Annotated in this window: 10 protein-coding genes; all 10 read right to left on the reverse strand. The window is 34.1% G+C overall.

All coding sequences use genetic code 11. The features are described 5' to 3' along the window. Positions 1-20: 20 nt before the first annotated feature. Positions 21-2,135 carry an ATP-dependent zinc metalloprotease FtsH gene (gene ftsH, locus JG554_RS11905; RefSeq protein ID WP_107360201.1) on the reverse strand — a complete coding sequence of 705 codons (2,115 nt, stop codon included), beginning with the start codon at positions 2,133-2,135 and terminating at the stop codon, positions 21-23. A gap of 284 nt (positions 2,136-2,419) precedes the next feature. Then, positions 2,420-2,959, reverse strand: coding sequence for a hypoxanthine phosphoribosyltransferase (hpt, locus tag JG554_RS11910; RefSeq protein ID WP_046206548.1), 540 nt, complete (start codon positions 2,957-2,959; stop codon positions 2,420-2,422). A 4-nt stretch (positions 2,960-2,963) separates the two neighbouring features. Next, positions 2,964-4,256, reverse strand: a complete 1,293-nt coding sequence (gene tilS / locus JG554_RS11915) for a tRNA lysidine(34) synthetase TilS (protein WP_182478088.1) — start codon at positions 4,254-4,256, stop codon at positions 2,964-2,966. Between the two features lie 197 nt (positions 4,257-4,453). After that, positions 4,454-4,852 (reverse strand): S1 domain-containing RNA-binding protein, encoded by a 399-nt coding sequence (locus tag JG554_RS11920; protein ID WP_046206549.1) that lies wholly within the window; start codon positions 4,850-4,852, stop codon positions 4,454-4,456. A 100-nt stretch (positions 4,853-4,952) separates the two neighbouring features. Next, entirely contained in the window at positions 4,953-5,354 is a 402-nt protein-coding gene (locus tag JG554_RS11925; RefSeq protein WP_046206550.1) for an FtsB family cell division protein, read from the reverse strand. Positions 5,355-5,374: 20 nt separating this feature from the next. Further along, complete coding sequence (locus JG554_RS11930; protein ID WP_046206575.1) at positions 5,375-5,638, reverse strand: RNA-binding S4 domain-containing protein; 264 nt, start codon at positions 5,636-5,638, stop codon at positions 5,375-5,377. 2 nt (positions 5,639-5,640) lie between these two features. Continuing rightward, positions 5,641-6,828 carry a MazG nucleotide pyrophosphohydrolase domain-containing protein gene (locus JG554_RS11935; RefSeq protein WP_064209952.1) on the reverse strand — a complete coding sequence of 396 codons (1,188 nt, stop codon included), beginning with the start codon at positions 6,826-6,828 and terminating at the stop codon, positions 5,641-5,643. Further along, positions 6,828-8,366 (reverse strand): polysaccharide biosynthesis protein, encoded by a 1,539-nt coding sequence (locus JG554_RS11940; protein ID WP_064209951.1) that lies wholly within the window; start codon positions 8,364-8,366, stop codon positions 6,828-6,830. Before JG554_RS11940 ends, JG554_RS11935 begins: the two co-directional genes overlap by 1 nt. After that, positions 8,356-11,868, reverse strand: coding sequence for a transcription-repair coupling factor (gene mfd / locus JG554_RS11945; protein ID WP_064209950.1), 3,513 nt, complete (start codon positions 11,866-11,868; stop codon positions 8,356-8,358). The genes JG554_RS11940 and mfd overlap by 11 nt, the downstream gene beginning before the upstream one ends. Next, complete coding sequence (gene pth / locus JG554_RS11950) at positions 11,865-12,437, reverse strand: aminoacyl-tRNA hydrolase (protein WP_064209949.1); 573 nt, start codon at positions 12,435-12,437, stop codon at positions 11,865-11,867. Before pth ends, mfd begins: the two co-directional genes overlap by 4 nt. Between the last annotated feature and the right edge of the window lie 161 nt (positions 12,438-12,598).

Raw genomic sequence — 12,598 nt, forward strand, 5'->3', positions numbered from 1 at the left:
AGAAGCTTTTTGTTCAGTTATTAATTTCTATTGCTTGGATCATTAGGATCACTTGGGTTGCTAGGTTTATCGATATTTGGTGCTTGTTCATGACCTGTCTCTTCTGAGTCGTCATTGCCATGTTCACTTTCTTTGCTTTCTTTATCCATATCTTTTTCCTCTTGTTGGTCTTCTTCTTGTTGTTTTTTACCAACTTCTAGTTGTTCTTTTCGTACATCTTCATATGATTTACCATATTTACCTTCTTTAAATTCACTTTCTTGATCACTTACAACTTCTGCTGCATCGTAATCAACTTCTGGCAATACGCCATCATAGAATAATGAACGAATTTGTTCAGCAACTAATGTCTCTTCTTTTAATAAAGATTCAGCAATTAAAAGTAATTGTGATTTATGTTCTAAAAGAATGTCTTTACAACGTTCGTATTGTTCTTTAATAATACGTTGAACTTCTTTATCAATTTCATACGCAATTTGACCAGAATATTCTGGTTCGCCTTGCATGTCTTTACCTAAGAATACTTGTCCATTGCTGCTACTTGAGAATTGAACAGTACCAAGTTTCTTACTCATACCATATTCAGTAACCATTTGACGTGCGATTTGTGTTGCACGTTCAAAGTCATTTGAAGCACCTGTTGATACTTCGTTGAAATTAATATCTTCAGAAACTCGACCACCTAACAAGCCACAGATCTTATCAAGTAATTCTGGTTCAGTCATTAAGAAGCGATCTTGTTTTGGTAACATCATTGCATAACCACCGGCTTGACCACGTGGTACGATAGTAACCTTATGGACAACCTCTGCTTCATCAAGCACCATACCAATAATAGTATGACCGGCTTCATGGTGTGCAACAATATTACGTTCTTTTTCAGAAATGACACGTGATTTTTTAGCAGGACCAGCAATCACACGGTCAGTCGCTTCTTCAATATCACGCATATCTATTTTCTTCTTGCCTTCACGTACTGCAACTAATGATGCTTCGTTCAGCAAGTTTTCTAAATCTGCACCAGAGAAACCAGGTGTTCTTTGAGAAACTGCTTTTAAGTCTACTGTTTCATCAAGTGGTTTATTTCGAGCATGAACGTGCAGAATTGCTTCACGTCCTTTTACATCTGGACGTCCAACTTGAATTTGTCTATCAAAACGACCAGGACGTAATAATGCTGGGTCTAAAATATCAGGACGGTTTGTAGCAGCAATCATAATGATACCTTCGTTTTCACCGAAACCATCCATTTCAACTAGTAATTGGTTTAGCGTTTGTTCACGTTCATCGTGACCGCCACCAACACCTGCACCACGTTGACGACCAACTGCATCGATTTCGTCAATAAAGATAATACAAGGTGCATTTTTCTTAGCATTTTCAAATAAGTCACGTACACGGCTTGCACCGACACCTACAAACATCTCAACGAAGTCTGAACCACTGATTGAGAAGAATGGTGTACCAGCTTCACCAGCTACTGCACGAGCTAATAACGTTTTACCTGTACCTGGAGGTCCTACAAGTAAAACACCTTTAGGTATTCTAGAACCCATTTGCTTAAATTGTTTATTATCTTTTAAGAAGTCAACAATTTCTATTAATTCTTGTTTTTCTTCATCTGCGCCAGCTACGTCTGAGAAGCGTACACGTTTTTTCTGACTGTCGTACATTTTCGCTTTGGATTTACCAAAGTTCATCATACGACCGCCGCCACCGCCGCCTCCTTGTGCTTGACTAAGGAAGAAAATAAATAATAAGGCTATGATTAAAACTGGTATTAACGTCGTTAAAATACTTACAAATACGCTTTGCTTTTCTTCTTCTTTAACTGTAAATTTCAATCCATCTTGACTTTGTGCTTTATCTGTTATTTTTTCAAGCTCTTTATCATTATTATATAAAATAGTTGAAGAATAATCTTCATCTTTTTTAGTTTTACCGCTTACCATATATACATTTTGTTCTGGTTGAATTTCTAAGGATTTTAATTCACCTTTATCTAATTGCTTAACAAATTGGTTATATGTAAGCTGTTTTGGCATATTTCCGTTACCATTTAGCCACGAAAACAAGCCAAATATAATAACGCCAATGATTGCGATAACTAGCACGTTACGAAAGGCTTTCTGCATGCGTCGTTTCCTCCTACTTCAATAATAAAACTAACAAAAATTGTAACACAATACACAAGTTTTGGGCTAGTAATTCTACTTTTGTATGTACGTTACAGTTCTTGTTGTTTTTATACTTTTATATTTTTGATATACAAACATTTTACATATACTTTATGATTAATCCCTTAAATGATTTACGTATATGTTCGCGTATTTTATCAATATATTATGTATATCGACTCATTTAATATGATTACGTTTTACAGTATATAACAATATTTCATACGATTAAATTGTACTGCTTACTTTGAATAAATTTCTGGTTTAAGCGTTCCAATATATGGTAAATTTCTATAATTTTCAGCATAATCTAATCCGTAGCCAACTACAAATTCATCTGGAATTTTTTTACCTACATATTTTGCTTCGATATCTGCTTTACGGCGATTCGGTTTGTCTAACAATGTCACAATTTCTAGTGAATTGACTTTTCTTGATTCCAATAATTCAGTTATTGATTTTAATGTTGTCCCAGTTTCTAAAATATCTTCAATAATCAAGATGTCTTTCCCTTCTATTGAAGCGCTTAAATCTTTAAGTATTTGCACTTCTCCTGTTGATTCAGTACCGCCATGATAACTAGAAACATCCATGAAATCGATAGCTAAATGCGTTCCAATATGTTTAATAAGGTCTGTCATAAACATTACTGAACCTTTCAAAATACCTATACAAACAAGTGGTTTACCGGCATATGCTTCAGTAATCTTTGCACCCAAGTCTTTACAAATTTGTTCTATTTCTTCTTCATCTATTAATATTTCCTTTAAATCATCTCGCATAATTTCATTCCTCTCCCGTATTTCGTATGAAAATAGTATCTTTATATTCATTATTTAAATATAACGTACCTACAGCAATAATTGCTTCATCTGCATTAACTAAAATTGGTAATTGGTTACGTTCAGTTTGTATCACTTTATGATCAATCAGTAATCGACTTACTTTTTTGTGTCCTTTTATCCCATTTAGTTTGAATTTATCACCATTATTTCTAGTTCTAATAACTAACGGATAACCATCTTCCGGAAAATCATCTGTTATACTAATACTATAATGACCATAATGATATAAACCTGGCTGCAAAATTTTAGTTGGCATAAGAAATTTATCATAATTTGCCATTATTATAAATTTATCATAAGCGATATAAATATTCCATTTATCCGTTGTATATATTGTGCATTGAGTAACTTTGCTTTCGAGTTGCTGAAACCAAGATTCATACATTTTTTCAGTCATTGGTGCTGTTATCTGTAATTTTGAAAATATTTTATCTAATATTATGATTTTAATATTATGGTTCAAATTTGAAAATGCAACCCTTGGAATGACTATTTCATCTTTATCAGCATTTTCGTGAACATGCGTTTCTATAAAATGTAACGCATGGTCATGTAATTCTTGCAGTTGTATATCATGCCAATCTTTCAATTTTAGTAGCTGTTTTGTCGATAAATGTCGGTTGTCGTCAATAGCAGGTAAAATACGATTACGAATATCGTTTCTAACATAAAGATTTTCAGCATTGGTCTCGTCTTCATAATAAGGTACTTCATAACTTTGCTGATAGTTTCGAATGTCTGCTTTTGTTGTTTCTAACAATGGTTTACACAACATATAGGCACTTCGTGAAGTCAGATATGACATACCTAAACTACTTCGAGTTGAACGACCAGTCATCAATCGATAAAAGATAGTTTCAATTTGATCGTCTTGATGGTGAGCGGTTAATAAAACGTCTGCATCCAACTCCACCATCATAGTATCAAACCACTGATATCGTTCATTTCTCGCAATATTTTCAATGCTATTCCCCTGTTCAATAACTTCTGATAAATCTAAATGATGCACGAACAACGGAATCTGATAAAACTCACAATATTTTCTTATAAATGTTTCTTCTTCTTGTGCAATATCACGAATATTATGATTCACATGTAAGCAAGTTAATTTTCTATACGATTGGGATAATGGATGAATTAAGTTGTGTAATAATACCATGCTATCAATCCCGGTTGAAACGGCTAACACAATGTGTTGTTCTTTATTCCAACCATCAGCATTAACTTCTATCATAGCTTACCTCCTATGTCACAATACGAAATTTTTTTACATGCACCTTGTAATGTCTGTGAACAACAAAAAATAGACTGTTTCCTTAAGTAAGAAAACAGTCATTTATTGTCAAAGTCACACGTCGTTAAAATGATATTAAATGTTGTATTTGAGCAATTAATTTAAGTTCTCTTGGGAACAGTCTTATTTTATATATTTTAGCGTCTAGCGCCTTTTCCACCACGTCTAGATTCCGTTTGACGCTTAATAGAAGTCAATTTATCTTCACTATCTTTTAAGAAGTTTGTTAATTTCTTTTCAAAGTCCTCACCTTTAGGTTGAGTTTGTTTATGATTTGGTTTGTTTTGAGGTCTACGTGGACGATCTTTTGCTTTTTTGATTGACAAACTAATTTTTCCATCATCAGCAATTGATAGTACTTTAACTTCAACTTCATCACCAACAGATAAGTGATCTTCTACGTTTTCAACGTAGTTATCTGCAACTTCACTTATGTGAACTAAGCCACTCTTTCCTTCTGGAAGTTCGACGAAAGCGCCAAACTTTTTGATTCCAGTGACTTTACCTTTAAGCTTGTTTCCTACTTCGATTGACATATTATAAATAAATCCTCCCGATTCGTTTCGATTTTAACCCTATTATATGCCTGTTTGCATAAATTAACAATGGTATAATGATGCAAAAAATTAAATTCACTTATTTATCATCATTTTGCGCCTTAGATTTGGTGTCAGATTTATTTTCTCCGGGCAATTTGAAAATAACTTCCCCATCATTACTTAGATAGTAATCATCACGTGCAACTTTTTCAATATAATCTTTATCATTTAGATTATTTAATTGTTCTTTTAGTGCTAATTCTTCATCTTGTTGCTTTTGATACTTTTGTTCTTTTTGTTGGCGCTCGACTGCATCGTCATTGTTACTTTGTTTTTGAGTGACAAGCATGATGGATAAAATGATAATAATCAGTAGTAAAAGACCACCGAATAAAGTGATACGTTTACGAACAACACGCTTCCTCATTTGTTTGTGTTGCTTTTTTTTGTTTTCTGCTGAAGTATACGTATTGCCTATATTTTCAACTTTTTTATTCATTTGCTTGTCACCTCCCGTTCCTATATTTCACTTACTTTTTCTTCTTTAATGAGTTCATACATGCCCTTTGCATTTTCTTTTGTTGCATGTTCACTCAATCCCGTAACTTTGATTGTTACAACTTTTTGACCAAATCGGATAACAAGCTCATCCGATTCTTTTACATCGGTACCTGCTTTAGCAACTACACCGTTTACAGTAATACGTCCTTGATCACTGATCTCTTTAGCTAAAGTGCGACGTTTTACTAATCTTGACACTTTGAGATATTTGTCTAATCTCATCATTATTTTCCTCCTTGCTCTAAAATTCGTTTTAAAGCATTTTCATCTAACGACTTATTTTTTGTTTTATCATACAATGCTAAGAAGTGGTCTGCAAATACTTTCTCAAATTTCACTCGCTGTTCTTTACCTTCTTTAGACTTAGCATCGGACCAAATATTTTTCAAATCTTCTTCAGTTTCTGCTTTTGTGTCACCAAAAACATGTGGATGTCTGCGTATCATTTTTTCTGAAAGGCTTTGTATCACTTCATTTATATCCATGTAACCTTCTTTTTTGCCAATACTTGCGTGTAATAATACTTGTAACAGGATGTCTCCTAGTTCTTCTATCATATGCCAATCGTCTTCGTTATCTATAGCTTCAAACAATTCGAATGTCTCTTCCAGTAAATAGCGTTTTAACGTATGATGTGTTTGAACCTTATCCCATGGGCAACCTTTTTCATCGTCTACAAGATGATTTATGATACCAACTGCATAGTCAAAATCACCAAAGTATGCTTCTTCGGTTTCCACTTTTGGAATAAATACACTTGTTATATTGTTAAAAACATCATCGTAATGATCTATTTCATATAACGGTGTTTTGATTACATTGGCGTGATTATTGCTCGCACCATCTACGATATAAACAAGTTGGTCATCACTATAGCGTTCCATCAATGTCACTTTTAAATCACCTGCGACCATTGCACTATAGACTTGTGTGATAAGTGTGTGCGTACGCATATTCAACTTTTCTTTTTGAAGATCTGTTGCATCTAACATCGTAAAACCATCATTAGGGTCAACTTTTACCGCTTCAAAAATATCGTCTATAAAGCTCTTGCCGCCCAATATTTCAATTTCAATATCAGAATGTTGTTGAGCATACTGCTCTAAATACACAGTTGTCGTTTCAGCTACACGTGGATGCCCTGGTACAGTATATACAATATCATTGTCTCTTGCAGCATCAATCAACTTTGTCACAATAGCTTCATATACATTTTGAAAAGCGTCATGGCGTTTATATTCTTGATCAAAACTTTCCATGTCGATACCTTCCGAAGTTAAATCTTGGATAACTGGATGGTCAAAGGTACGTGTGTAAACGAGTGTTTGTTTTTTTAAAAATTTATAAATTCCTAAGGGTAAATCTTCTATACCATAATTCCCTAATCCAACAATTGTTATTTTATTTGTCATTAATGTTTCCCTCTTTTCATATGGAATAGTTTATCTCCAAAAGGCAGGTGTTTAAGTTCTCTAAAACTTAATAAATGCATGCGTACGATAGAAAAAATCACTACAATAACGCCGATAGTTGCTGCTACAGCTAATTCGACTAAGCCTTGCATTCTACCTTCTCCCGGAATAAGAAACATAACTATTTGTACTGTAATTGATAACAGCATCATTGTAATTACTAACTTAACAATGAACTTTTTCATTGTTTGAAAATGATACAGCTTTAAGACTTGATACTGTAAAATCCACACAAAGATGAACAGTGAAATCACAGTACTTACACTGGCACCGAAAATTGAAAATTGCGGTATTAAAACCATATTCAATATCGCTTTGACCACTACCCCAATACCAAATGCACACAAAATAATTTTAACGTGATTTTTCACTTGTAATAAGGCGATATCCATCATTATAAGAGAAACGCATATGACGGTAAGCATATAAACGGATAACGTACCGTTCAAACTATCGTTTTTAAAGAATACGCTATTCATTACAGGTAGCAAATTGATTAAACCTATTGCTGCTGCAACACTAAATAAAACTGTAATCTTTATAGATGCGTTAGCATAACGATTTACCAGTATATGTTGTTTTGTTTTTAATGCATCTGTTAGTAATGGGATAAGTACAAAACAGAACGTTGTCGTTACAATTAATCCCATCTGTATAAAAGACGCACCTCGATCATAAATACCTTTAAAAATAGTTGCTTCGTCAAAATCTAAACCAGTCATTTGAAGCGCATGTATTACTGTAAAGCTATCCACGACTTGCCATACAATAACAATTAATTGGCTTACCGCGAACACAACGATACCTAACGTTAACTTTTTCCAAGCCACTTCCACATTGGCATGTGCTTTAGATAACTTAAAAGGTTTCCGCTGCATCAGAAACAAACTAGATGCGAAAAAGCCAATACCTGAACCAACAATCGCCAATGTACCTGCACGGTATATACTCCATGATTGACTCGTAAACATCACAATAGCAATCATAATAATGGCGACACGAATAAATTGTTCTATAACCTGGGAAATAGCGGGTATATTCATCTCATGATGCGCTTGATAATAGCCCCTATAAACACCAAGTATGCCAACAAATAAAAAGCTAACACTTGCCGCCCTTAACATAGGTGCTAAATTGACATCTCCCATAAGAAAGGCAACCCAGTGTGCACACATAAATAAAAGTAAGAAAAAGATAACACCAACAAATTGTAACCTTAATAACACGCGCGTATATTGACTGGGGTGCCCGTTTGCGTTGAAAGTTTGAGTGACCGCACTAGGAATAGCATTCATCGATAAAATAACGCCTAAAGCTACTATGGGGTACACTTGTTGATAGGCATATAATCCGCCATCGCCCAGTAAATTTTGATAGGGGACACGGTATAATGCACTGAGTATTTTAACGATAATAAGCGCTATTGTTAGTACAACAACACCATTAAAAACACTTTTCGTATCAGATTTAACGTTCATCTGGTATAACCATACTTTCCTCTAAACATTTCACTAAGAATTTCAAACTGTCCAACCATACTTTATCTTTATTTAGCGTCACTTTCATTTTACCTTCTTGAACACCAACTTTCATTGCGCGTCCAAGTGGTTGTGTTTGTTTAAAGAGTGCTTCGCCATTGATGTCAGTAGTACCTTTTTCGGATAAATAAACCTCTATTTTTTTACCTATATCTTTAATAAGTGTTACACCTGCATTCAATGCATGCACTTTAATTTCCATCATTTCAAGCAATCTTTCAACCTCAACAGGATAGTCATTAAAACGGTCAATGAGTTCATCTTTAACATCCATCAATTGTGATTCCGTCTCAATTTTACGTAATTTTTTATAAATTTCTATCTTAGCCTGTTCATTTGGAATATATTCAGCTGGTAAATAAGCATCAATATTTAGTTCAATTTCAACTTCAGGTGCGTCATGCTGTTCTTCTTTAATGCCTCGTTTTTCATTTACCGCTTCTTCTAACATTTGTGAGTATAAATCGAAACCTACAGAATCAATAAATCCATGTTGCTGTTTGCCTAAAAGGTTACCTGCACCTCGAATATTTAAATCTCGCATTGCAATCTTAAATCCAGAACCTAATTCAGTAAATTCTTTAATTGCTTGCAATCTTTCTTCTGCAGTCTCTGATAATACTTTGTTAGATGGATGTAAGAAATAAGCATAACCTATACGACTTGAACGTCCCACGCGCCCTCGTAATTGATATAATTGACTCAGTCCAAACTTATCAGCATCTTCGATAATTAAAGTATTGGCATTGGGAACGTCTACGCCAGTTTCAATAATCGTAGTCGTTACAAGAATATCAAATTCATGATTGATAAAGCTTAACATCGTTTCTTCCAAATCACGTTCATTCATTTGACCGTGGGCCACACCTATATTCGCTTCCGGCATTAACATTTGTAGCTGTTCTCTTTTTTCATAAATCGATTGCACTTTATTGTACAAGTAGAAAACTTGGCCCTCACGTGATAATTCTCTTTCTAACGCTTCTTTAATAAAATTCATATTTTGCTCTAATACATAGGTTTGCACAGGAAAACGATTTTCTGGTGGTGTTTCTATGACAGATAAATCACGCACGCCTAACATACTCATATGTAGCGTTCTCGGAATAGGTGTTGCAGTTAATGTTAACACATCAACATTTGTCTTAAGTGATTTAATCTTTTCTTTGTGTCTTACACCAAAACGTTGTTCCTCATCTACAATGAGTAGGCCCAAATCTTTATAATGAATATCCTTGCCTAATAATTTATGTGTACCCACAACGATATCAACATAGCCTGATTTTAGTCCTTCTTTCACTTCTTTCACTTCTTTAGTCGTTCTAAACCGACTAATAAGTTGAATTTCTATTGGAAAATCTTGCATACGTTCAATCAAAGTTTCATAGTGTTGTTGCGCTAAGATTGTGGTAGGCACGAGAAAAGCTACCTGCTTACCTTCCATTACAGCTTTAAATGCCGCTCGTACCGCTACTTCTGTTTTTCCGTAACCTACATCACCACATAATAACCTGTCCATTGGACGTTCTACTTCCATATCTTGTTTAATCTCTTCAATGGATTTGCCTTGGTCTGGCGTTAACTCATAAGGGAAATCAATTTCAAAATCATTTTGTTGTGGGGTGTCTGGACCATATTTATAACCAACTGACATTTCTCTTTCTTTATATAATTCTATTAATTCATCGGCCATATCTTCAACATTTTGTTGAACTTTGGCTTTCGTTTTCTTCCATTCTGTGCCACCAAGTTTATTTAATCTAGGTGATTTATCTTCGGAAGCAACATACTTTTGTACTTGATCCATTTGATCTACGGGTACAAATAATTGATCAGTACCTTTGTATTGTAATTTTATATAATCTTTGTGTACGCCTCCAACTTCAAGCGTTTCGACACCTAAATATTTCCCTACACCATGGTGAACATGAACAACAAAATCTCCAACTTTCAAATCTTGATAGGATTTGATTTTTTCTGCATTTGTTAATTTCTTATGTTGCTTTACCTTTTTCTTTTGTTTAGATTTAAACAGTTCACGTTCTGTTACAACAACAAGATGCATATATGGCAATTCAAAACCTTCTGACAAACTGCCTTCAGTGATAATCGCACTACCACCATCGCTTTGTGTGCTTGGTGTATCTATAAATGTTGGTATATGCATTTCATTTAACATTGATTGAATACGCTCTTTTTTCGCTTCAGTTTCTGCTAATACGACAATCGTATAGTCATTTTGAATAAATCGTTGAAATTCAGAACGCATGATATCATATTGTCCATAAAATTGTTGTACCGGCTTACATGAAAATTTAATGATTTCATTGAGTTCTACCGGCATCGTTGCCGTAAATAAAGTAAAATACGTAACTGGATATCGATTTAATAGTGACTCAAATCCGTCATATTGTAAGAAATTCTGTCCGATAAATCCTTTACCGCTTTCAATTAAACTTTGCATAAATTCTTCAGCTTCAGAAATCAGTGTTGTTTCAGTTTCTTTAATTCTATTATATTCATCCACTGCTACAATCGCATCAGACTTGAAGTAATCAATAATGGTTGCAGGTGCTTCATACATAAAAGCAGCGAGTCTGCGTAATACTTGATGATCAAATAAAGAAGATTCAAAAAGTTGAAAACTTTCATATGTTTCTTTCAAGTCATTACGTACAGATTTATCTATTTTGGGACGTGTATACTCATATGCTTCTTTTAATTTTAATTTAGTATGCTTCAATACATCATCTGTAATAATATAATCACTAGCCGTCGTAATATCTACTTGGTCTAAATTTTCTTCTGAACGTTGGGTTTCAACATCAAAGTTTCGGATTGAATCTACTTCTGTATCAAATAGTTCAATTCTTACAGGCATACCTATTAAAGGATATATGTCAATAATCCCACCACGCAATGAGAATTCACCAATATGCGATACTACACTCTCTCTACGATATCCCATGTTTACAAGTTTGTTTAAAAATTCATCAATATCAATGTCGTCACCAATGGTAAGTGTGAGTTGATGCTCCTTCCACATTTCAACGGGTGTTAACCATTTTTTAAAACCATTTAACGGTACGATAAATAACCCTCTCTTTTCTTGAGCAAGTGCCGTCAAAGTACGTACACGTTCACTCATGAATTGGGGGCTTTGTGTGGAAAATTCTTCTGTCATAATATCTTGCATTGGATACTTGTATATATCGTCAGTATCAACATATTGTTGTAAGTCGCTCTCTAGTTTGTCAGCTTGATACAAGTTGTTCGTTACTACAAGGAGTTGCTTTGAACTATGAATAAATTTTTCAGCTATAATTGTTGCCTTTGCCGAACTAGATAACCCAGTAACCAATACGTTGGCTTCACCAAATACTTCATTCAACTCTTGATAGCGTTTATCTTCTTTAATGTATTCTGTAATTATTGATTTCACTTGACCTCACCATTAAACTCATTCATCACACGGTCAAAACGAGAACTTTCAATATAAGCTTCTACTGCACGTGCTGAATGTTCTATTACGTTATTCATTGTTTCCATTTCTTGTTTTGAAAATTTTTGCAATACATAATCAACAATCGACATGCCGTTGGACGGACGATCAACACCAATACGAATACGTTTAAATTCGTCTGTACCTAAGGCTTGAATAATCGATTTCATACCATTATGACCGCCGGCACTGCCTTTTTGTCGTAATCGAATTTCCCCTTGAGGTAAATCCAAATCATCATATAGTACAAGTAAATCGTCTACATCAATATTATAATACTTCATCAGTGGACCTACAGCATCCCCAGACAAGTTCATCATCGTCATTGGTTCTATAAACATCACTTTCTCACCAGCCAAATGTTCGATTGTATAGGCACCTTTATACTTTTGTTTATCTAATTTAAATTGATTCTGTTCTAACATATAGTCAATCACTTCAAAACCAATATTATGTTTTGTCAGCTCAAAGCGTTTGCCGATATTGCCTAAACCTACAATACATTTCATTATGTTACCTCCAATTGTTGTATTCACTCAGAAACATTTATTATTTCGCAACACTCTATAGTTTCTTTTTATATTTTCATATCATTCACTATATTAACATAAAAAAACACCAGCTTAACGAATTAAGCATGGTGCTTTTTAAAATCATTTTTCTTATTGAA

The organism is Staphylococcus sp. 11-B-312 (assembly GCF_016743055.1).
Classification (GTDB): domain Bacteria; phylum Bacillota; class Bacilli; order Staphylococcales; family Staphylococcaceae; genus Staphylococcus; species Staphylococcus ureilyticus.